We start from the raw sequence: 20,758 nt of genomic DNA on the forward strand, positions 1-20,758 counted from the left end.
ATGAGATTTCCCATTCCGCAAGGAAGTAAGATCCCTGAAAGATGATCAGGTTGATAGGTCTGAGGTGGAAGTGTGGCGACACATGGAGCTGACAGATACTAATCGATCGAGGACTTAACCACATTTTTGATTGATGTCACACCTGTTATCTAGTTTTGAGAGAACACTCTCAATTTGTTTGGTGGCGATAGCGAAGAGGTCACACCCGTTCCCATACCGAACACGGAAGTTAAGCTCTTCAGCGCCGATGGTAGTCGGGGGTTTCCCCCTGTGAGAGTAGGACGCCGCCAAGCTTTAATCTTAAATTATTATCATCGCGGGGTGGAGCAGTTCGGTAGCTCGTCGGGCTCATAACCCGAAGGTCGCAGGTTCAAATCCTGCCCCCGCAACCAAATTTCAAAATGGTCCGGTAGTTCAGTTGGTTAGAATGCCTGCCTGTCACGCAGGAGGTCGCGGGTTCGAGTCCCGTCCGGACCGCCATTAATGTAAACGAAACGATCATGTTTTCGTTTTTTTTGTGTTTTCTTTTACTGTATCTTCTGCTTGGTGTCTTAGCCAAGCTTTCTTTATATCGGCAACATCTTGGATATTCCAGCAAAATTCGATAAACTAGGGAGAGCACATATAGGCATAACCAAGGTTGAAAGGAGGTTTTGGTTCATGGATGAATTTAATTTGATACATAGCATTATTCCGCGGACCATTCACCATTCTTCCGTTGATGTAGGAATAGGTGATGATGCAGCGCTCTACACTGCGAAACACGGCGTTCAGGAAATTGTTTGTGTTGATACTATGGTAGAAGACGTGCACTTCAAATTACACTATTCCTCACCTGAAGATATCGGGTATAAGGCGTTAGCCGTTAATATAAGTGATATTGCCGCGATGGGAGGCATTCCTAAGTTTTATCTGGTATCACTTGCTGTACCTTCAAAATGGACTGAATCTGAAATCAAGGCGATGTATGAAGGAATGAATGAACTGGCGAAACTATATCATATGGATCTGATTGGCGGCGATACAGTTTCTACCGCTGACAAATTAGTCGTTACAGTCACTGTGATCGGTGAAATTGAAAAGGGGCATGCCTGTTTGCGGAGCTTGGCAAAACCGAATGATATTGTGTTTGTAACCGGTGAAATCGGTTCTTCTGCAGCAGGACTTTCTTTACTGCTGGAAGAGACTAATCTTCAAAACTCATCTGTGGAAACGGATTACTTTATCCACAGACATAAACGGCCTCAGCCAAGAGTAAGCGTCGGCAGATTGTGCTCAAGTATGAAGCGTGCGGCTTTAAATGATATTAGTGACGGATTGGCTAGTGAATTGAACGAGATTGCAGAAGCCAGCTGTGTTTCAATTGAAATTGATGAAAGCATGCTTCCAATTCATCCTGATTTGCCTAAGCTTCATCGTAACTGGAAAGAATGGGCTTTGTTTGGCGGTGAGGATTTTGAGCTGACAGGGACGGTTTCAAATGACGAGTGGGAAGTGTTGAAGCAGGAGTGTGAAACACGGCAACTACCCATTACAAAGATTGGACATGTTAGGGAAAGAACAAAATCCAATGTGATCCTAAAAGTAGATAGAACATCAATGATTTTAGAGAAAAAAGGATATAATCATTTTAAATAAGACAGGTGACTCGTGTGAAGCAATTAAAGTGGAGAACCGTAAATCCTGAAGAAACAAAAGCAATTGCCAAGCTGGCTGCATCGTTTGCTAAACCAGGAGACGTCCTAACATTAGAGGGCGATTTAGGTGCAGGTAAAACGACTTTTACGAAAGGTTTTGCGGAAGGGCTGGGAATTACACGTGTTGTAAACAGTCCGACTTTTACAATTATAAAAGAATATAACGATGGCTCGCTTCCTCTTTATCATATGGATGTATATAGAATGGAAGATGAAAGTGAAGATTTGGGACTCGATGAATATTTTCACGGACAAGGTGTCTGTCTCGTTGAATGGGCCCATTTAATTGAAGAACAGCTGCCGCAGGAGCGTCTGCAAATTGTCATCAAAAGAGCTGGTGATAATGAGCGGGAAATCACCTTTACTGCTGTCGGGAATCGGTATGAAATGCTTTGTGAGGAGATAAGTAGACATGACAATATTAGCAATTGATACATCAAATTATACATTGGGCATTGCGCTGCTTCGAGGAGACACCGTTATAGCAGAATACATTACATACTTGAAAAAGAACCATTCTGTAAGAGCGATGCCTGCCGTTCATTCATTGCTGAATGATTGTGATATGGTACCGCAGGACCTTTCTAAAATTGTCGTTGCAAAAGGCCCTGGTTCATATACAGGAGTAAGAATAGGTGTGACGCTCGCCAAAACGCTTGCCTGGTCTTTACACATTCCGATTTCTGCTGTATCAAGCCTTGAGGCGCTTGCAGCAAATGGCCGGCATTTCGACGGTCTGATCAGTCCTATCTTTGATGCAAGACGGGGACAGGTTTATACAGGTCTTTATGAAAATAAAAACGGGCTTTTTGAGCAAGTTGTTCCTGATCAAAATGTGATGCTGGCCGAATGGCTGGAGATGCTAAAAGAAAAGGATCGTCCTGTTTTGTTTTTAGGTCACGATACTTCTATTCACAAGCAGATGATCGAGGGTGTGCTTGGGACAAAAGGGTTCATTGGAGCTGCTGCTCAGCATAACCCGCGTCCTTCAGAATTGGCTTTTTTAGGGGCTGAAAAGGAAGCAGCTGATGTTCACGGACTTGTCCCTGATTACTTGCGGCTGGCAGAAGCTGAAGCGAAATGGATTGAAAGTCAAAAGTAGGGTGATAGGATGAAAACAAAAGCAGCGGTCAGAAATATGCGGCTTGAAGATATAGACCACGTATACGAAATCGAAGCATCCTCCTTTACGTCTCCTTGGACGAAGGATTCGTTTTATCATGAGATGCTGGAAAATCCGTATGCTCATTATCTCGTGATTGAAAAGGACGGCCATCTTGCTGGGTATTGCGGGATTTGGATTGTGATGGACGATGCCCAAATTACAAATATAGCGATAAAACCAGAGTATCGCGGCCAGTCTTTAGGAGAAACGCTTTTTCGCTCAGCTGTTGAACTGTGTAAAGAAAAAGACGCAAGGCGGCTTTCGCTTGAAGTGAGGGTTTCGAATCATCCTGCTCAAGGCTTATATAAGAAATTCGGGATGCAGCCTGGCGGAATAAGAAAGAACTATTATACTGATAACGGGGAAGATGCGTTAATTATGTGGGTGACGATAAATGAGTGAGCAAAAAGACATGTACGTATTAGGAATTGAAACAAGCTGTGACGAGACTGCGGCGGCTATTGTGAAAAACGGGAAAGAGATCATTTCAAACGTAGTAGCGTCTCAAATTGAAAGCCATAAGCGCTTTGGAGGCGTCGTTCCGGAAATAGCTTCAAGACATCATGTTGAACAAATTACATTGGTCATAGAAGAGGCTTTTCGTAAAGCTGGCATGACGTATAGGGATATTGATGCGATTGCAGTAACGGAAGGTCCGGGACTGGTGGGAGCTCTTCTTATCGGAGTGAACGCTGCTAAAGCATTGAGCTTTGCACATAACATTCCGTTAGTAGGCGTTCATCATATAGCCGGTCATATATACGCGAACCGTCTTGTAGAAGACATCGTGTTCCCGGCACTGGCATTGGTCGTTTCAGGAGGCCATACAGAACTGGTTTATATGAAGGAACATGGATCATTTGAAGTCATTGGGGAAACCCTTGATGATGCGGCAGGAGAAGCTTACGATAAAGTGGCGCGGACGATGGGACTGCCATATCCAGGTGGACCGCAAATTGACAAGCTAGCTGAAAAAGGGAATGACAATATTCCACTTCCTCGCGCATGGCTTGAAGAAGGCTCTTACAACTTCAGCTTCAGCGGGTTGAAGTCTGCGGTGATCAATACGCTTCATAATGCGTCTCAAAAAGGGCAAGAGATTGCTCCGGAAGATTTATCTGCCAGTTTCCAAAATAGTGTGATCGATGTCTTGGTGACCAAAACGGCGCGCGCAGCAAAGGAATATGATGTCAAACAGGTCCTTTTAGCCGGAGGAGTAGCTGCAAATAGAGGTCTCAGAGCTGCATTAGAAAAGGAATTTGCCCAGCATGAAGGGGTTTCGCTTGTCATTCCTCCGTTAGCGTTATGCACAGATAATGCTGCGATGATTGCTGCCGCTGGCACAATTGCTTTTGAAAAGGGCATTCGCGGTGCATATGATATGAATGGGCAGCCCGGCCTTGAATTGACTTCTTATCAAAGTCTCACGAGATAATAGCGTGAGACTTTTTATGTGTTATTAACAGATAATTCACAATTTATCCACATGTCTGTGAGTAATTATAGAGATATAGATGGATAAAGGGCTGAAGTCACTGTTAATAAAGTGGATAAATTCAGAATATTTTGTGGATATTGTGTATAAAGCGCTTACTTTGTTTGCTTATTAGGATATGTTCTGTGTATAAAAAGCACCTCTAAAAAGAGGTGCTTGACTTTTTTAATCTTCTTCTGTGGATAGTTCTTCCCATTCGGACAAAAGAGATTCCAGCTCCTGATTGAGTTTCTCATTGTCTGCATGGATAGCTTGTACTTTTTCATGGTCTTGATAGACTTCAGGGTCACATAGCAATTCATCATTGCGGCTGATGTTTTCTTCAATGGTCTGAACAGTGGCTTCAATTTCTTCAATCCGACGAAGCCGTTGGCGCTCTTTCTTTTTCCATTCTTTTTCTTCCTCGTAGGAACGTTTGGAGTCAGACTTCACTGTAGCTGGCGTTGTTTCAGTTTCCTCTTGCTGATTCATTTTCTCCAATTCAAGCTGCTCTGTTTTTTTCTCTGTATAATAATCGTAATCTCCCAGATACTCCTCTATATGGCTTGAAGAAAGCTCTAACACTCTCGTGGCAATTCTGTTAATAAAATATCTGTCATGTGAGACAAATAACAGTGTGCCTGGATAATCAATCAGCGCGTTTTCGAGAACTTCTTTGCTGTCTAAGTCCAGATGGTTCGTCGGTTCATCAAGGATGAGAAAGTTGGCTTTTTGAAGCATCAGCTTAGCTAGAGCCAATCTTGCTTTTTCGCCCCCGCTCAGTGAATGGACGGGTTTCAGCACGTCATCTCCGGAGAATAAGAAATTTCCGAGACACGTTCTGATTTCTTTTTCTGGGAGCCCGGGGTACTCGTCCCACAGCTCATCAAGGACACGTTTAGAGGAAGTCAGTTCAGCCTGTTCCTGATCATAATAGCCGACACTGACATTTGAGCCGAATGAGATCGTTCCTTGATCTGGTTTTAGGGTGTCTATTAATGTTTTCAGCAGTGTCGATTTACCAATTCCGTTAGGACCGACAAGCGCGGCGCTTTCTCCTCTTGTCAGCATGAATGACACTTCTGTTAAAAGCGGCGGCTGGTTTTCATAGCTGATTGTGAGATCCTGAACACGGAGGACTTCATTTCCGCTCTGTTTTGTAATATCAAAATGAAAGTTTGCGGATTTTTCATCGCCAAGCGGTTTTGACATGACTTCCATTCGCTCAAGCTGCTTTCTGCGGCTTTGCGCCCTTTTGGTGGTAGAGGCTCTCGCCAGATTCCGGTCTACGAAGTCTTGCAGCTTTGCGATTTCGTCCTGCTGCTTTTCATACATTTTAAGATCTTTTTCATACTGCGCGGCTTTTTGGTCGAGATAAGCGCTGTAGTTGCCGTGATACTTTTTGCTTTCGGCTCTTGATACCTCGTATACCTGGTTTACCACTTTGTCCAAAAAGTAGCGGTCATGCGAAACGATGAGAATGGCGCCTGAATAGCCTTGTAAATAATGCTCAAGCCAGGTAAGCGTATCAATATCCAGATGGTTTGTCGGCTCATCGAGAATGAGCAAATCAGGCTGTGTTAACAGAAGCTTACCTAAAGCCAGTCTTGTTTTTTGGCCTCCGCTGAGGCTTTGAACCTGTGTAGAATCGTCAAAATGGCTGAAGCCGAGGCCATGCAGCACAGATCTGACATCCGCTTCATATTGATAGCCGCCTTTATCTTTGAATTCCTGCTGAAGGCGGTCGTAGGTTTTCATGATGCTTTCTAATTCACCCGGATCAGCTGCCGCCATTTTTTCTTCCATAGCCCGCATTTCCTTTTCCATTGCTTTTAAGTGGTCAAAAACAGTCAGCAGCTCTTCTTTTATGGTAAGCTTAGAATCCAAGCCAGTATGCTGGGCGAGATATCCCATTGTAATATCTTTCGGTTTAATAATTTCGCCCTTTTCATACGAAAGCTGACCTGCGATAATTTTAAGGAGCGTGGATTTTCCGGCGCCATTTCTTCCTACAATGGCGATGCGATCACGATTTCTGACTTCCAGCTTTATATTGTTTAAAATAGTATCAGCACCAAACGATTTGGACAGCTGATTAACTTGTAAGATCATCATATTATTTCACCTCTGCTATAATAAGTTAAGTGTAGCTTATGAACCAGAAGTCAGCAAACAATACATTGGCCATATAAGACATAGAGATGAAAATAGTGTATGATCTGTTTAAGGAGCGTTTTAATATGAATGGATTTTCTCATTTTAATGAACAAGGCAGAGCCCAGATGGTGGATATCAGCGAAAAATCTTCGACTGTCCGTACTGCGGCGGCTGTTTCAAGCGTACACATGAAGAATGAGGTGTACGATAAAATACAGAGTCACGATATCGGCAAAGGAGATGTACTGGCTGTCGCACAGGTGGCAGGCATTATGGCCGCAAAGCAAACGTCGAATATCATTCCGATGTGCCATCCGCTTTCACTGAGCGGGGTAGATATATCATTTGACTGGAAAATAAAAGAAGCAGAAGTTATACTTCATATAAAAGCACAGGTCAAAACGAAAGGGAGTACAGGTGTGGAAATGGAAGCGCTCACTTCTGCATCGGTGTGCGCTCTTACCGTTTACGATATGTGCAAGGCCCTTGATAAGGGAATGGTCATCGGCCCTACTTTCTTGCTGGAGAAGACAGGCGGGAAAAACGGTGACTTTAAAAGAGAACTATCCGAGTATAATTTGGAGGACCAAAAATGAATAAGGATCAATCAAAAATTCCGCAGGCGACGGCGAAACGGCTGCCGCTTTACTATCGCTTTTTAAAGAATCTGCATGCGTCAGGAAAACAGCGTGTATCATCCGCTGAACTTAGTGATGCCGTAAAGGTTGATTCTGCCACGATTCGGAGGGATTTTTCCTATTTTGGAGCTCTTGGCAAAAAAGGATACGGATATAATGTGGATTATTTGCTGTCTTTTTTCCGAAAAACGCTTGATCAGGATGAGATGACTGATGTCATTTTGATTGGTGTCGGGAACTTGGGAACGGCATTTCTTCACTATAATTTCACAAAAAATAATAACACAAAAATTTCTATGGCTTTTGATATAAATGAGAGTAAAATAGGAACTGAGGTAGGCGGCGTGCCCGTCTATAACCTTGATGACCTTGAACAACACGTAAAAGATGAATCAGTTGCCATTCTTACAGTGCCAGCAGTTGCCGCTCAATCCATTACAGACAGATTGGTTGCGTTAGGAATCAAGGGAATCCTTAATTTTACGCCGGCCCGTTTGAATGTGCCGGAACACATTCGAATTCATCATATAGATTTAGCAGTTGAGCTTCAGTCACTAGTTTATTTCTTGAAGCATTATTCAGTTTTAGAGGAAATCGAATAGAGGGAAAGGAGGAGCCCAAATATGCCGATCGGTCCTGGAAGCCTTGCTGTTATTGCAATCGTTGCTCTGATTATCTTCGGTCCCAAAAAGCTGCCTGAATTGGGCAAAGCAGCGGGAGACACACTTCGTGAATTCAAAAACGCTACAAAAGGATTAACGAGTGATGAAGAGGAAAAAAAGAAAGAAGATCAGTAAGTTAGGATGACACGAATGAAAGTGAATCAAATGTCGCTGCTGGAGCATATTGCTGAGCTTCGAAAACGGTTGCTGATTGTAGCGCTGGCGTTTGTCGTTTTCTTTATCGCGGGATTTTTTTTAGCGAAGCCGATTATTGTGTATCTGCAAGAAACAGATGAAGCAAAGCAGCTTACGCTTAACGCGTTTAACCTGACAGACCCGCTTTATGTGTTTATGCAATTTGCGTTTATCATCGGCATTGTCCTGACCTCGCCGGTTATTCTTTATCAGCTTTGGGCTTTTGTGAGCCCGGGCCTCTATGAGAAAGAGCGCAAAGTAACGCTCAGCTACATTCCGATCTCTATTTTGCTGTTTTTAGCGGGCTTATCTTTTTCATATTATATTTTATTTCCTTTTGTTGTTGATTTTATGAAGCGGATCTCTCAGGACTTGAATGTCAATCAGGTGATCGGAATTAATGAATATTTTCATTTTCTTCTGCAGCTGACGATTCCGTTTGGACTGCTGTTCCAAATGCCGGTCATCCTCATGTTTTTGACCAGGCTTGGAATTGTGACCCCGATGTTCTTAGCAAAAATCAGAAAGTATGCGTATTTTACGCTGCTGGTGATCGCTGCCCTGATTACACCGCCTGAGCTACTGTCTCATATGATGGTGACGGTCCCGCTTTTGGTTTTATATGAAATCAGTATCCTTATATCAAAGGCCGCTTATCGGAAAGCACAGAAAAGCAGTGCAGCCGATCAGGATGTGTCTTCCGGTCAATAATAAAAAATCCATTTCTCATGTGAGAAATGGACTTTTTTATTTCTGGTTCTTTTTGATTTTAAATGAAAAGGCGAACATCTTAAAAGAAATGCTGATGTTGTAAGCGGCGAACACCATCAGCAGGATGGAGTAAAATGACCACATGCTGCCTGGCGAGCTTGCGGCAAGATAAGTAAAGATGCACCCTACGGCAAAGTAGATCATTCCCCAAACTACCGGGTTTCTCATAAAAATAATCCTCCAATAATCAGTTGCATTTGTGTGCTCTGCTGTTCAAGGTAATTCCGAACAGGCTCAAGCTGCATGATGACGACGAATGTATTCATCATTAAATGGGCGAAAATCGGCACCCATATCCGTTTTGTTCTCGCATATAAAAATGCAAAGGTAAAGCCCATTGCTGTATATAGAAGAAGATGCTTCAAATCAGCGTGAACAATACCGAAAATAACCGAGCTGATCAGTCCTGCGAAAAAGAAATTCGTTTTTTCGTACAGCGTCCCAAAAATGATTTTTCTGAAGATGATTTCTTCTAATATAGGCCCGACGATGGAAGAAACGATAATCATGAGCGGGACTGCCTGAATGACATCCAGAATCGCTTGTGTATTTTCTGATTCTCTTCCGATGCCAAAAACATAATATTCAATAGAGCCTGCTATTCCTTGAGAGAAAAGGGCAATGAAAAAACCGGCTATCGCCCAAAGGATAGAAAGTCCGATTGAGTCCTTCTGTCCGTTTCGCAGCGTTTCTTTCGGAACGGTTCTCAGAATCAGCAGAACAACAACGAGACAGGCGATAAAGCTGATGACGGACCATAATCCTTGTGCATGCAGCATATTTTCATTTGTAGGCTGTCCTCCGGCATAACCGAATTTAAATAACAAGGGAATCGCGATTAATGCGGAAAACTGCATGATGATATATGTCAAAATAATAAACCAATACTGTTTTCTCAAATGGTATGTACTCCTTTGTTAAGTGGGTTTCGTTCATCTACAGCTATTGTAACATAATCGGTACGGGGGTGAAAAAGCTAACGGAAAAGGGAGCGGAAAAGAATGATGTAAGCGTGAAAAATTTTTTATCTTATCACTTGAAATTGGAAGGGAGATTCTTTATTATAAGAATTGTGTTAGCACTCTTTAGTGCTGAGTGCTAAAATTACATATTCATACTATTGAGGAGGTTATTACATTGTTAAAGCCATTAGGTGATCGCGTTGTCATTGAACTCGTAGAATCTGAAGAAAAAACTGCCAGCGGAATTGTGTTGCCGGATTCTGCAAAAGAAAAACCGCAAGAAGGCAAAATCGTGGCAGCTGGTTCAGGTCGCGTGTTAGAAAGCGGAGAGCGCGTTGCTTTAGAAGTAAAAGAGGGCGACCGCATTATCTTCTCAAAATACGCAGGTACTGAAGTGAAATACGAAGGTACTGAATACTTAATCTTACGTGAAAGCGACATTTTAGCTGTTATCGGCTAATTCTTAAATAAACAATATTTAAAACATTTGAGGAGGTCTTGTAAACATGGCAAAAGAAATTAAGTTTAGTGAAGAAGCTCGCCGCGCAATGCTTCGCGGTGTCGATGCACTTGCTGATGCTGTTAAAGTAACTTTAGGACCAAAAGGACGCAACGTGGTTCTAGAGAAAAAATTCGGTTCTCCGTTAATCACAAATGACGGTGTAACAATCGCTAAAGAAATCGAGCTTGAAGATGCGTTTGAAAACATGGGTGCGAAGCTTGTTGCTGAAGTAGCCAGCAAAACAAACGACGTTGCCGGTGACGGTACAACAACTGCAACAGTTCTTGCACAAGCAATGATCCGTGAAGGCCTTAAAAACGTAACAGCAGGCGCTAACCCTGTAGGCGTGCGTAAAGGTATGGAACAAGCTGTAGCGGTTGCGATCGAAAACTTAAAAGAAATTTCTAAGCCAATCGAAGGCAAAGAGTCTATCGCTCAGGTTGCTGCGATCTCTGCTGCTGATGAAGAAGTCGGAAGCCTTATCGCTGAAGCAATGGAGCGCGTAGGAAACGACGGCGTTATCACAATCGAAGAGTCTAAAGGCTTCACAACTGAGCTTGAAGTTGTTGAAGGTATGCAATTCGACCGCGGATATGCGTCTCCTTACATGGTAACTGACTCTGATAAGATGGAAGCGGTTCTTGACAATCCTTACATCTTAATCACAGACAAAAAAATCACAAACATCCAAGAAATCCTTCCTGTGCTTGAGCAGGTTGTTCAGCAAGGCAAACCATTGCTTCTGATCGCTGAGGATGTTGAAGGCGAAGCGCTTGCAACACTTGTTGTGAACAAACTTCGCGGCACATTCAACGCAGTTGCTGTTAAAGCTCCTGGCTTCGGTGACCGCCGTAAAGCAATGCTTGAAGACATCGCTGTCCTTACTGGCGGAGAAGTCATCACAGAAGATCTTGGCCTTGACCTGAAATCTACTCAAATCGCTCAATTGGGACGCGCTTCTAAAGTTGTCGTTACTAAAGAAAACACAACAATCGTTGAAGGCGCTGGCGAAACAGACAAAATTTCTGCCCGCGTGACTCAAATCCGCGCTCAAGTGGAAGAAACAACTTCTGAGTTCGACAGAGAAAAATTACAAGAGCGTCTTGCGAAGCTTGCTGGCGGCGTAGCTGTCATCAAAGTCGGCGCTGCGACTGAAACTGAGCTGAAAGAGCGTAAACTTCGCATCGAAGACGCCCTGAACTCAACTCGCGCAGCTGTTGAAGAAGGCATCGTATCCGGTGGTGGTACAGCGCTTGTCAACGTATATAACAAAGTCGCTGCAGTTGAAGCTGAAGGCGATGCTCAAACAGGTATCAACATCGTGCTTCGCGCGCTTGAAGAGCCAATCCGTCAAATCGCACACAACGCTGGACTTGAAGGATCCGTCATCGTTGAACGCCTCAAAAACGAAGAAATCGGCGTAGGCTTCAACGCTGCAACTGGCGAATGGGTAAACATGATCGAAAAAGGTATCGTTGACCCAACAAAAGTTACACGCTCAGCTCTTCAAAACGCTGCGTCTGTAGCTGCAATGTTCTTAACAACTGAAGCCGTTGTCGCTGACAAGCCAGAAGAAAACGCTGGCGGCGGAATGCCTGACATGGGCGGCATGGGCGGTATGGGCGGCATGATGTAAAACCGACAAAAAACCCTTGATTTACAAGGGGTTGTCGGCAACGGACGTCATTTTTGATGCCCTATTGTTCCATTTATGAATTTTCGAGGCTTCTCATGAGTTCACCGAACTTGTGAGAAGCTTCTTTTTTTCTGTTTTTCGTAGTTTGATTTTTTCACCACTGTTCTATATCGATTTTCAATAGTTTTGATCTACCGGCTTAGATTCCTGTTTACGTCTTCTTTGACAAAAGGCTTACTGTAACTTCAGTAAACTGCATTTCTGTTATGATTATAAAAAGGGTTTAAAAATTATTCGTTCAAACCTCTGTTACTTCTCTCCCTATTGCAGACAGGAGATGGTATCCTCTCATAAGACAAAAAAGCCCCAGTTATCTAAATAAATAGTGTCACCAACACTCTTAGACGTTTACCCAAGGAAAACACTGTCAAAGAGAAATCCTTTTAAAAAGTCTATTTGTGCTGCTTTTAGCTACTAAGACGATGTATGTTAAATATATAGAACGGCAGAATAATCTGATTCTCAAAAATTCACTGGCGATGTAGTTAGGTTCTTCCACCAACATCTTGATAATATTCATCCCTACTCTATGGAGACCGACATTCCAATTATTAAATCTAATATTAGTTTTTTATGATTACCAAGGAGGACTTCATAGTGCATTTTTCAGAAATGATAGATCGTTTGGCTTTATATGATTTACACAGAAAAAGAAGCAAAGATAAACATTTTTCTGCTGCTATTACAGCCGATATCGATGATAGAGAGGAATTTTACAGTGCAAATATAGCTGATGTTTCAATTGACTTGAATGAATCTAAAAAAAATTATAGGGTTGGAACATTTCGTTATGAATCCTTAATTCAAACTGGGAATCCTGTTAATGATACTTTAAAAGGGGAGGTTTTTTTAAATGAAAATGATCTAGAGCCACCCAATGTCATCTTTGTACACGGCTGGCGCATGAATTCGTACAATAGGATCAAAAAAATATTTCATAATCGCATAATGAACGATTTAGGATGGAACATGTATTATTATTCTCTTCCGTACCATTTTGAAAGAGAACCGGAAAATTCATTGTATAGTGGCAAGTTGATGATTAGTGCAAATATTGATCGTACAATTGAGTCGACAAGGCAGGCGGTTGTAGATTTACGAGCGTTAATTCATTGGATAAAAGCAAATAAAAAAGGTCCTGTTATCATAGTGGGAGTCAGCTTAGGGGGATGGGTTACTAATCTAATTGCTACCCTAGAATCTCAAATTGATGTAGTGGTATCAATCTTTTATGCCAATCGCCTTTCTTATTCAATATGGAACACGATCCCAGGTAAATTTATAAGAGAAGAATTAGAACAAAATGGTGTGACCTATGAAGATTTAACAAAATATTGGAATATCACAGATCCTAGTCAAGCCTTGCCGAAAGTTAATAAAGATAACATTCTGCTGATCTCAGCTAAACATGATCAATATATTGACTTAAAAGATGCAGATTACTTATGGGAAAGTTGGGGGAGACCCGCAAGATATGTCTACAATTGTGGTCATTCCGGCATTGTTCTTTGCCGCAAAAAGCTGGCAAATGATACGCTTTCCTTTATACGAGAAAGAATACATACAGGAAAAACTGGTTTTGTACATTTGTAGACCTTAATAAGAAACGAAAGGCCAACTGCGACTTCAGTTGGCCTTTCCTATTTATTGAGTGAGATTGCTGACAGAACTACTATGCGTACTAGTCGTTTTCTTTAATCACCATTGCCAGTTCTTCCACCTCTCCCCGAATCCCAATTGCAGGCTCCCAAGAATCAATCAAACGAATCGCCTTTTGATTAGATTCTATCGCTTTCGTTTTCTTTCCTTTACGGTACAACAGCTGCGCCATCCCGTAAAAATAATAGATCAACTCTACCTGATTAGCGTGATGTTTGTCATAGAGCATTTGCACAAAGACTTCTTCCGCTTTCTCAAATTGACCACATTTCACGTAAGCGACACCCAGATTGAAATAGGCTTCTATCGTTTTTTCGCCGCCGTACGTGGAGCTGATTTCATTTGCCGCTTCGTATAATTGAATGGCTTCTTCCTCATGACCTCTCGCAAAGCTTAAGTCACCGCGAACCAGCAGAACTCTATGTTGAATCGTAGGGGAAATCGGTTGATCTTCGATTTTGTTTAAAATGGTCTCTGCTTTTTCCTGTTGCCCGGTTTTTAAAAACAGCCTTGCTTTAAGTGCGTGTCCCCAAACCTTTAGATCGTGGGCATCGTGAGCGTCTGATTGTTCCAGAATCTTCAGTCCGGCTTCTATTTGCTGAAGCGCTCCGTCTAAATCATTGACTTCCATCAGTGCCCAGCCTGCTGTGTCGATTCGGAAGTACGCTTCTCGTGTGTGTTGGCCTAAGTGATGGGCGGCGTCGGCGGCTTTGCGCCCGTATTCGATTCGCAAGGGCAGGTTGATTCTGCTTAGAAAATGGCTGATGCGGGTGATGAGTTCGATTAGGATTTCTTTTTGATCGGTGTCGCTTGCCCATTGGATGACCTTTAAGATGTTTGGCCATTCTTGTTTCATTTGATCTAAGTTCCGTCCCAGCAGATAGCTCCAATAGATAGAGTTGGGCTGTTCCCGCTTTAAATGGGTTTCGGCATAATCAACATAATAGTGCGCCCAGCGGCTGCGGGCTTCTTTTTCATATTCATGATTGTCGGACAAGTGCTGTTCTCCGTAAGCGACAACGGTTTGATGCGCTAAGTACTGTGTCCTTCCTTCGCTTCGTTCCGGCTGAATCAGAGCAAAAGATCGCATTTGTTCAATCGCGTAATGAAAACGGCGGGTGTCTAATCCGGCTGCTGCCGCCAGGCTTTTTTCATCCGGCGGCTTGCTGAAAAAGCAAAGCGCCTGCCATAGCTTTCGTGTATCTTCGTTGCATCTGTCCCATGTGCGGCCAAAGAGGAATTCAAACAATTCCAGCAGTGAGTAGCCCGCTTTTCCAAGCTCATGAATCAGCTGCTGAGCTGGTATGTCATCGTCTGACATATAGGCGATGCTGAGTGCCATGGCTTTCGGGTTTCCGGCAGTCGCTGAAATGAATTCGTTTTTCAGACCAGACGATAGATGTAACAGCTGCTCCAGCTTTTCCCGTTTATGAGGGAGGTTGCATGTTTGTAAGCAGCGGTGCACTTCTTGCTGGAAAAAATTCAAGGCATCTATTCGATCAAGGCCGCTCAGCTGAATAGCTGTCATTTCTCCGAAGCTTTCCCGATAGGTTTGCTTTACGTTTTCCCGTGCAGTGAGGAGAACTTTTACGCCTTGCGGAAGGCTTGTGATAAATTCGTGAATATCTCGTTCTGCGGTATCGATGCTGTCAACGATCAGCAGGATCGGTTTTTCTCTAGTGTAATTGGCTAACGCATTGCGGACGACGAATCGTTTTTCATTGATTGATTTATCGATTTGTTCTGTGCGTCCGAGCTGATAGGCGATCGTATTTAAAAAATCGCTAAAGCTCAATCCTTTCCAATCAGCGCTGACCCAGATGATGCTGTTGAATGCGGGCCAATCTGAAGTATCGTCGACACAGGAATAGGCGGCTTCAAGAGCGATTGTGGTTTTACCCATACCGGCCCAGCCGGTGATTAAACAGACTGGTGACGGAGAAAGCATCCATTGCCGTATCGCTTCCATATCAAAGCTGCGCCCGATAAAGTGTCCTGACCAGCGTGACGGTAGGTTATGCGTGATAGGCTGTTCTGTAAGCGCATTCGTTTCTTGGACGGGTATATCATAAAACAGCCGTTTTACTACACTTCCAATTTCATCTTCACTCGGAGCCCCGAATGACCCGTCCTTTCGCAGCGTTTTTGCTTTTTTCAAACAAGATGCTGCCCATACAGGCAATGCGGGTTTGATGACTGGGATGGTGGTGGTTTCCAACAGGTTGGTCAACCACTCGATATCGAAGTCGGTCTTTTCGAGAATGATCCAGATCATCCCGAACAGTTTTCCGTCTTCAATTCTCCCGGGAATATAGTTTACCCCCATCTGTCCGATCCAGCTTTTGATCGTGTTAGAGGAAACCCCCAGCTGGAGCGCGATTTTATCTATATAAGACTGTCCTGTTTTTTCGTTCTTTTTCCTTCTTACTTTATAATCAGGATGAAGTTTTAGCGTTTTGACGCCAGGTGCCAGCAGTTGTGCAAATTGTTTTCGGTTTTCAAGTTCAGCCATAAGCCTGCACCTCCTATTAGTACTATTTTATCAATTCAGCGTTTTTTGTATATGAGAAAATAGTAAAGTACAGTGCGGCTGTCCTTTTATACAGCAGGAAAGGCTGTTGAACGTGTTGAAAAGCAGATAAAATAGGGGCAGTAACAGAGAAAACAAAAATGTATGCACTTACATTTTATTTTCTGAAGAAAGGAATTTGCCAAATGACTCACACAGTACCTCAGAACATGAAAGCGGCTGTTATGCACAACACAAGAGAAATCAAAATCGAAACAGTGCCTGTGCCTGACATCAATCATGATGAAGTGTTGATCAAGGTGATGGCTGTCGGAATTTGCGGATCAGATCTGCATTACTATACAAATGGCCGAATCGGCAACTATATTGTGGAAAAACCATTTATCCTTGGCCATGAATGTGCGGGAGAAATTGCCGCTGTCGGATCAGCTGTCGATCAATTTAAAGTGGGAGACCGCGTCGCAATAGAGCCGGGTGTTACGTGCGGACGCTGTGAGGCGTGCAAGGAAGGGCGCTATAATCTTTGCCCAGATGTACAGTTTTTGGCTACACCGCCGGTAGACGGCGCGTTTGTCCAATATATCAAAATGCGTCAGGACTTTGTTTTTTTGATTCCAGACTCACTTTCCTATGAAGATGCTGCTTTGATCGAGCCGTTTTCTGTCGGCATTCATGCGGCGGCGAGAACGAAGCTTCAGCCTGGATCAACAATTACGATTATGGGGATGGGCCCTGTTGGGTTAATGGCAGTTGCCGCAGCTAAGGCATTTGGGGCAGGCACAATTATCGTCACTGACTTAGAGCCGCTGCGGTTAGAGGCTGCGAAAAAAATGGGAGCGACTCATGTCATTAATATTCGTGAACAGGATGTGCTTGAAGAGATTAAAACGATCACGAATGAAAGAGGCGTTGATGTTGCTTGGGAAACAGCAGGGAATCCAGCGGCACTGCAAACCGCACTGGCTTCTGTGCGCCGCGGCGGAAAATTAGCGATTGTCGGTTTGCCTTCACAAAACGAGATTCCGCTCAATGTCCCGTTTATTGCGGATAACGAGATTGATATTTACGGGATCTTCCGTTATGCCAATACGTATCCGAAGGGAATCGAATTTCTCGCTTCCGGCATTGTGGACACGAAGCATCTTATAACGGACCAATATTCACTGGAGCAGACACAAGAGGCGATGGAACGGGCGCTTCAATTTAAGAATGAATGTTTAAAAGTGATGGTGTATCCAAATCGCTGAGTGAACAGGGAGGATCTTCGTATTCTCCCTCTTATTTACTGGGAATGAAAACGGATTCTTGGGGTGGGAAATGATGATTGAAACAGAAAAAGTAACGGCAATGAAAGTGAAGCATCAGTCAAAATCCAGCACCGGACTGTCCTGGTTTGAACGAATCGGCTATGGATTCGGCGATATGTCGTATAATATTATCTTTCAGTTTGTAAACGCATACTTATTATTTTATTATACAGACGTCGGCGGCATTCAGCCTGCGGTAATCGCAACTTTGTTTCTTGTTGTGCGTGTGCTGGATGCTATTTTTGACCCGATCATGGGATTGATTTTAGATAAAACGAATACAAGGTGGGGAAAAGCAAGACCATATTTGCTGTGGGTGGCATTTCCTTTTGCGTTATTTACATTCTTATGTTTCACAACGCCTCATTTCGGTGAGACGGGGAATATGGTATATGCATACGTCACCTATATTCTGCTTGGGATGTCCTTTAGTATGCAAACAATCCCGGTGAACAGCTTAACGGGGCGGATGACGAATTCTGTGGAGGAACGGACGGTTCTGACCACAACCCGGATGATTTTGGTGTATATCGGAATTCTTTTATCCATTTCCTGTGCGACACCGCTTGCAACTGCTATCGGAGGGGAGGATCAGGCGTTTGGATTTCAAATGACTGCGCTCATCTATGCGGCGGTCAGCATTGTTTTGAATCTATTTAGTTTCTTTACTGTGCGGGAGCGGATTCAGCCTAAAAAGAGAAAAAAACAAGGGATCAAAAAGACGTTATCCGTTTTATTCCGAAACAGACCTTTGCTTATGCTAATTTCATCATTTTTAGCTTTTGCGATCGGGTTTAATATTAAGCTCAGCACGATGGTGTATTATTTTACATATAACGTAAACCATAAAGAATTTGTGTTTATGGGAACCGTTTTATTTTTCGGAGCAGCTCTGATCAGCAATCTGTTTATCCCTTACTTTTCTGAGAAGTGGGGCAGAAAACAAGTCATGATCATCACGGCGGCTCTATCGCTTATTTCTTATGCCGGCCTGCATTTTACGCCGTATTCTTCTATTACACTCATCTTCATTTGGCTTTTCGCTTCGGGATTTTTCACAACGCCTTTAAATACGCTTGCTTGGGGAATGGTTGCGGATTGTGTCGATTATGCGGAATGGAAAACCGGAATTCGCGCAGATGGTGTTGTGATTTCCAGCATGAGTTTTATTAATAAGCTGGGTGTGGCGTTAGCCGGGTCATTTTCGGCCATTTATTTAGGAATCGCCGGGTATGTGGCGAATGCAGACCAGACAGTTACGTCATTGAATGCGATTAAAAATATGAATGCTTTGATTCCGGGATTTTTCATTTTGCTTTCTATTATTCTTATCGCCTTCTATCCTTTAACGGAAAAAAGATATAAACACATCATCTCTGAGCTGGAGCAAAGGTCTGCGAGATAAATATATGTAAAATTTTTAATATTCAATGTTGTATTTATGGCAGAAAGTAATATACTGAGACTGTAATCTAGACTTTATAAATGAGTGTGATAATATGCGTAGTCATTCTGTAGTTTGTATTGGAGAATTGTTAATTGATTTCTTTTGTACCGATGTTGATGTTAATTTAATGGAAGGGCGCCAATTCCTGAAAAGTGCCGGCGGAGCACCGGCGAATGTGTCAGCAGCGATTGCCAAGCTGGGCGGAGACGCCGTTTTCAGCGGAAAAGTAGGAAAGGATCCGTTTGGGTATTTTCTGAAGCAAACATTGGACGCTGTACATGTCGATACCTCTATGCTGGTCATGGATGAGAAAGCGCCTACAACGCTTGCTTTTGTTTCATTAAAACAAAATGGAGAGCGCGACTTTGTTTTTAATAGAGGCGCGGACGCTTTGTTTACGCTGGAGGATATTGACCAGGAAAAACTAAACGAAGCGAAAATTCTTCATTTCGGTTCTGCGACGGCACTGTTATCGGATCCGTTTTGCTCAGCCTATTTACGGCTGATGTCGATTGCGAAAGACAATGGACAGTTTATTTCGTTTGACCCTAACTACCGTGAAGATTTATGGAGGGGAAGAGTCTCAGAGTTTGTAAGTGTTGCGAAAAAAGCGATCGCTGTAAGTGATTTTGTGAAAGTCAGTGACGAGGAGCTTGAGATTATAAGCGGTGTGAAGGATCATGAAAAGGGAGTTGCGATCCTTCATGAGATTGGATCCAAGATTGTCGCTGTGACACTTGGGAAAAGCGGAACGCTTCTTTCCAATGGAAAAGACCGTGAAATCATTCCAAGCATTCCGGTGACATCAATCGACTCAACAGGAGCGGGAGATGCTTTTGTCGGTGCGGCTTTATATCAATTGGCAAACACGGATCAGATTCAATCTGTAGATGCTGATTTTGTGAAACTGCGTGAGATTGTGGCGTTTGCCAATAAGGTCGGAGCTCTTGTGTGCACTAAAATTGGAGCGATTGATGCACTGCCAAGCATGGATGAGATTGAAGTTTCTTTGTAAATCATTGAAGATGTTTCTTGAAAGTCTTTGGACTTTTGGGGCATCTTTTTTTATTGTTTACATTTTTGTTCGGGTAAAAAGTTGTATATTTTTCGTTTGAAATGTCATTTTTTATTAAAAAAGTGAAACTTTTAACGATAATAAATAGTATATGTGTAACGAGGGTTACCGAATAGCTTTAGGAGGAACGATATAATGAGTATAATTGGAAGATTTAAAGATATTATGTCTGCAAATATCAATGCTTTATTGGACAAGGCTGAAAATCCGGAGAAAATGGTAGATCAATATTTGAGAAACATGAATAGCGATTTGTCTAAGGTTAAGGCAGAAACAGCAGCTGTTATGGCTGAGGAGCAGAGGGCGAAAAGAGAATGTCACGAATGCCAGGCGGATATGGAAAAGATGGAAAGCTATGCAATGAAGGCGCTGCAAGCCGGGAATGAGAGCGATGCGAGAAAATTTCTTGAAAGAAAAACATCTTTGGAGTCAAAGCTTTCTGAGCTGCAGGCGGCGAATCAAATTGCTGCAACCAATGCCGCACAGATGAGAAAGATGCATGACAAATTGGTATCTGACATTGGAGAGCTGGAAGCACGCAAAAATATGATCAAGGCGAAGTGGGCAGTAGCGAAAACGCAAGAAAGAATGAACAAACTGGGCGCTTCTGTTTCAAGTACAAGCCAATCAATGTCTGCATTCGGCCGTATGGAGGACAAAGTAAATAAGGCACTTGATCAGGCCAATGCAATGGCTGAACTGAACAGCGCTCCGCAGGATGATATGGCTGATCTGACTGCAAAGTATGACACTGGCGGTTCAAGCCAGGTTGATGATGAACTTGCGGCGTTAAAAGCGAAAATGATGCTCGATAAGTAATA

At 43.0% G+C, this 20,758-nt stretch carries 20 protein-coding genes, 2 tRNA genes, 2 rRNA genes and 1 pseudogene; 21 read left to right on the forward strand and 4 right to left on the reverse strand.

Annotated elements, in window-relative coordinates; genetic code table 11:
* From BLL41_RS12765 to tsaD, 9 genes are all read left to right on the forward strand, one after another.
* Positions 1-122: ribosomal RNA gene (locus tag BLL41_RS12765) — 23S ribosomal RNA — on the forward strand; the annotation flags it as partial.
* Between the two features lie 55 nt (positions 123-177).
* Positions 178-293 (forward strand): 5S ribosomal RNA (rrf, locus tag BLL41_RS12770).
* A 22-nt stretch (positions 294-315) separates the two neighbouring features.
* A tRNA-Met gene (locus tag BLL41_RS12775) sits at positions 316-392 on the forward strand.
* An 11-nt stretch (positions 393-403) separates the two neighbouring features.
* Positions 404-480, forward strand: a tRNA-Asp gene (locus tag BLL41_RS12780).
* Positions 481-660: 180 nt separating this feature from the next.
* Positions 661-1,638, forward strand: coding sequence for a thiamine-phosphate kinase (gene thiL, locus BLL41_RS12785; RefSeq protein WP_071578122.1), 978 nt, complete (start codon positions 661-663; stop codon positions 1,636-1,638).
* A 14-nt stretch (positions 1,639-1,652) separates the two neighbouring features.
* Positions 1,653-2,129 carry a tRNA (adenosine(37)-N6)-threonylcarbamoyltransferase complex ATPase subunit type 1 TsaE gene (gene tsaE / locus BLL41_RS12790; protein WP_071578123.1) on the forward strand — a complete coding sequence of 159 codons (477 nt, stop codon included), beginning with the start codon at positions 1,653-1,655 and terminating at the stop codon, positions 2,127-2,129.
* Positions 2,110-2,799: a tRNA (adenosine(37)-N6)-threonylcarbamoyltransferase complex dimerization subunit type 1 TsaB gene (gene tsaB / locus BLL41_RS12795; RefSeq protein ID WP_071578124.1), complete on the forward strand. Its 690-nt coding sequence runs from the start codon at positions 2,110-2,112 to the stop codon at positions 2,797-2,799. The genes tsaE and tsaB overlap by 20 nt, the downstream gene beginning before the upstream one ends.
* A 9-nt stretch (positions 2,800-2,808) precedes the next feature.
* The gene (rimI, locus tag BLL41_RS12800) at positions 2,809-3,264 is read left to right on the forward strand and encodes a ribosomal protein S18-alanine N-acetyltransferase (RefSeq protein WP_071578125.1); all 456 of its coding nucleotides are present in this window, start codon (positions 2,809-2,811) and stop codon (positions 3,262-3,264) included.
* Positions 3,257-4,297 carry a tRNA (adenosine(37)-N6)-threonylcarbamoyltransferase complex transferase subunit TsaD gene (gene tsaD / locus BLL41_RS12805; RefSeq protein WP_069840093.1) on the forward strand — a complete coding sequence of 347 codons (1,041 nt, stop codon included), beginning with the start codon at positions 3,257-3,259 and terminating at the stop codon, positions 4,295-4,297. Before rimI ends, tsaD begins: the two co-directional genes overlap by 8 nt.
* Before the next feature lie 225 nt (positions 4,298-4,522).
* Here the strand turns inward: tsaD and BLL41_RS12810 are convergent, their stop codons facing one another.
* Positions 4,523-6,451 (reverse strand): ABC-F family ATP-binding cassette domain-containing protein, encoded by a 1,929-nt coding sequence (locus BLL41_RS12810; RefSeq protein WP_071578126.1) that lies wholly within the window; start codon positions 6,449-6,451, stop codon positions 4,523-4,525.
* A gap of 125 nt (positions 6,452-6,576) precedes the next feature.
* Here BLL41_RS12810 and moaC point away from each other — a divergent pair, with 125 nt between their 5' ends.
* Genes moaC through tatC form a run of 4 tightly spaced genes read left to right on the forward strand, consistent with a single transcriptional unit; the run spans position 6,577 to position 8,699 of the window.
* The gene (moaC, locus tag BLL41_RS12815) at positions 6,577-7,089 is read left to right on the forward strand and encodes a cyclic pyranopterin monophosphate synthase MoaC (RefSeq protein WP_071578127.1); all 513 of its coding nucleotides are present in this window, start codon (positions 6,577-6,579) and stop codon (positions 7,087-7,089) included.
* A complete protein-coding gene (locus BLL41_RS12820) occupies positions 7,086-7,733 on the forward strand; it encodes a redox-sensing transcriptional repressor Rex (protein ID WP_003234073.1) in 648 nt (215 codons plus the stop codon). Before moaC ends, BLL41_RS12820 begins: the two co-directional genes overlap by 4 nt.
* A 21-nt stretch (positions 7,734-7,754) precedes the next feature.
* Positions 7,755-7,928 (forward strand): sec-independent protein translocase protein TatAY, encoded by a 174-nt coding sequence (gene tatAY, locus BLL41_RS12825; protein WP_003234072.1) that lies wholly within the window; start codon positions 7,755-7,757, stop codon positions 7,926-7,928.
* Positions 7,929-7,934: 6 nt separating this feature from the next.
* Complete coding sequence (gene tatC, locus BLL41_RS12830; protein WP_083428006.1) at positions 7,935-8,699, forward strand: twin-arginine translocase subunit TatC; 765 nt, start codon at positions 7,935-7,937, stop codon at positions 8,697-8,699.
* A gap of 36 nt (positions 8,700-8,735) precedes the next feature.
* Here tatC and BLL41_RS12835 read toward each other — a convergent pair whose 3' ends face one another.
* Positions 8,736-8,927 carry a YdiK family protein gene (locus BLL41_RS12835; protein WP_003225680.1) on the reverse strand — a complete coding sequence of 64 codons (192 nt, stop codon included), beginning with the start codon at positions 8,925-8,927 and terminating at the stop codon, positions 8,736-8,738.
* Positions 8,924-9,658, reverse strand: a complete 735-nt coding sequence (locus tag BLL41_RS12840; protein WP_071578129.1) for a CPBP family intramembrane glutamic endopeptidase — start codon at positions 9,656-9,658, stop codon at positions 8,924-8,926. The genes BLL41_RS12835 and BLL41_RS12840 overlap by 4 nt, the downstream gene beginning before the upstream one ends.
* A gap of 238 nt (positions 9,659-9,896) precedes the next feature.
* On the opposite strand from BLL41_RS12840, the gene groES reads away from it, so the two are divergent.
* From groES to BLL41_RS23325, 4 genes and pseudogenes are all read left to right on the forward strand, one after another.
* Positions 9,897-10,181 carry a co-chaperone GroES gene (gene groES, locus BLL41_RS12845; protein WP_003155970.1) on the forward strand — a complete coding sequence of 95 codons (285 nt, stop codon included), beginning with the start codon at positions 9,897-9,899 and terminating at the stop codon, positions 10,179-10,181.
* Positions 10,182-10,227: 46 nt separating this feature from the next.
* Complete coding sequence (gene groL, locus BLL41_RS12850) at positions 10,228-11,859, forward strand: chaperonin GroEL (RefSeq protein WP_003234067.1); 1,632 nt, start codon at positions 10,228-10,230, stop codon at positions 11,857-11,859.
* Between the two features lie 514 nt (positions 11,860-12,373).
* Positions 12,374-12,678, forward strand: a pseudogene (locus BLL41_RS23320) (abhydrolase domain-containing 18); the annotation flags it as partial.
* Positions 12,679-12,888: 210 nt separating this feature from the next.
* The gene (locus BLL41_RS23325) at positions 12,889-13,512 is read left to right on the forward strand and encodes an alpha/beta hydrolase (RefSeq protein WP_371261918.1); all 624 of its coding nucleotides are present in this window, start codon (positions 12,889-12,891) and stop codon (positions 13,510-13,512) included.
* Positions 13,513-13,600: 88 nt separating this feature from the next.
* On the opposite strand, the gene BLL41_RS12860 is transcribed toward BLL41_RS23325, so the two are convergent.
* Positions 13,601-16,090 (reverse strand): tetratricopeptide repeat protein, encoded by a 2,490-nt coding sequence (locus BLL41_RS12860; protein ID WP_071578131.1) that lies wholly within the window; start codon positions 16,088-16,090, stop codon positions 13,601-13,603.
* Positions 16,091-16,293: 203 nt separating this feature from the next.
* Here BLL41_RS12860 and gutB point away from each other — a divergent pair, with 203 nt between their 5' ends.
* From gutB to BLL41_RS12880, 4 genes are all read left to right on the forward strand, one after another.
* Complete coding sequence (gene gutB / locus BLL41_RS12865) at positions 16,294-17,355, forward strand: sorbitol dehydrogenase (RefSeq protein WP_071578305.1); 1,062 nt, start codon at positions 16,294-16,296, stop codon at positions 17,353-17,355.
* Between the two features lie 73 nt (positions 17,356-17,428).
* A complete protein-coding gene (locus tag BLL41_RS12870; RefSeq protein WP_071578132.1) occupies positions 17,429-18,820 on the forward strand; it encodes an MFS transporter in 1,392 nt (463 codons plus the stop codon).
* Between the two features lie 94 nt (positions 18,821-18,914).
* Positions 18,915-19,877, forward strand: coding sequence for a carbohydrate kinase family protein (locus BLL41_RS12875; protein WP_071578133.1), 963 nt, complete (start codon positions 18,915-18,917; stop codon positions 19,875-19,877).
* Between the two features lie 195 nt (positions 19,878-20,072).
* The gene (locus tag BLL41_RS12880) at positions 20,073-20,756 is read left to right on the forward strand and encodes a PspA/IM30 family protein (RefSeq protein WP_071578134.1); all 684 of its coding nucleotides are present in this window, start codon (positions 20,073-20,075) and stop codon (positions 20,754-20,756) included.
* The last annotated feature ends 2 nt before the right edge of the window (positions 20,757-20,758 follow it).

Source organism: Bacillus sp. FMQ74, assembly GCF_001875785.1.
Lineage (GTDB): Bacteria > Bacillota > Bacilli > Bacillales > Bacillaceae > Bacillus > Bacillus stercoris.

Excerpts from the sequence above, each read along its gene's own strand:
- tatC (WP_083428006.1), top strand. The coding sequence starts at position 7,935 with ATGACACGAATGAAAGTGAATCAAATGTCGCTGCTGGAGCATATTGCT.
- tsaB (WP_071578124.1), top strand. The coding sequence starts at position 2,110 with ATGACAATATTAGCAATTGATACATCAAATTATACATTGGGCATTGCG.
- gutB (WP_071578305.1), top strand. The coding sequence starts at position 16,294 with ATGACTCACACAGTACCTCAGAACATGAAAGCGGCTGTTATGCACAAC.
- BLL41_RS12810 (WP_071578126.1), bottom strand. The coding sequence starts at position 6,451 with ATGATGATCTTACAAGTTAATCAGCTGTCCAAATCGTTTGGTGCTGAT.
- BLL41_RS12820 (WP_003234073.1), top strand. The coding sequence starts at position 7,086 with ATGAATAAGGATCAATCAAAAATTCCGCAGGCGACGGCGAAACGGCTG.
- BLL41_RS12870 (WP_071578132.1), top strand. The coding sequence starts at position 17,429 with ATGATTGAAACAGAAAAAGTAACGGCAATGAAAGTGAAGCATCAGTCA.
- rimI (WP_071578125.1), top strand. The coding sequence starts at position 2,809 with ATGAAAACAAAAGCAGCGGTCAGAAATATGCGGCTTGAAGATATAGAC.
- tatAY (WP_003234072.1), top strand. The coding sequence starts at position 7,755 with ATGCCGATCGGTCCTGGAAGCCTTGCTGTTATTGCAATCGTTGCTCTG.
- moaC (WP_071578127.1), top strand. The coding sequence starts at position 6,577 with ATGAATGGATTTTCTCATTTTAATGAACAAGGCAGAGCCCAGATGGTG.
- thiL (WP_071578122.1), top strand. The coding sequence starts at position 661 with ATGGATGAATTTAATTTGATACATAGCATTATTCCGCGGACCATTCAC.
- BLL41_RS12880 (WP_071578134.1), top strand. The coding sequence starts at position 20,073 with ATGAGTATAATTGGAAGATTTAAAGATATTATGTCTGCAAATATCAAT.
- groL (WP_003234067.1), top strand. The coding sequence starts at position 10,228 with ATGGCAAAAGAAATTAAGTTTAGTGAAGAAGCTCGCCGCGCAATGCTT.
- BLL41_RS12860 (WP_071578131.1), bottom strand. The coding sequence starts at position 16,090 with ATGGCTGAACTTGAAAACCGAAAACAATTTGCACAACTGCTGGCACCT.
- BLL41_RS12875 (WP_071578133.1), top strand. The coding sequence starts at position 18,915 with ATGCGTAGTCATTCTGTAGTTTGTATTGGAGAATTGTTAATTGATTTC.
- BLL41_RS12835 (WP_003225680.1), bottom strand. The coding sequence starts at position 8,927 with ATGAGAAACCCGGTAGTTTGGGGAATGATCTACTTTGCCGTAGGGTGC.
- tsaD (WP_069840093.1), top strand. The coding sequence starts at position 3,257 with ATGAGTGAGCAAAAAGACATGTACGTATTAGGAATTGAAACAAGCTGT.
- BLL41_RS23325 (WP_371261918.1), top strand. The coding sequence starts at position 12,889 with ATGTATTATTATTCTCTTCCGTACCATTTTGAAAGAGAACCGGAAAAT.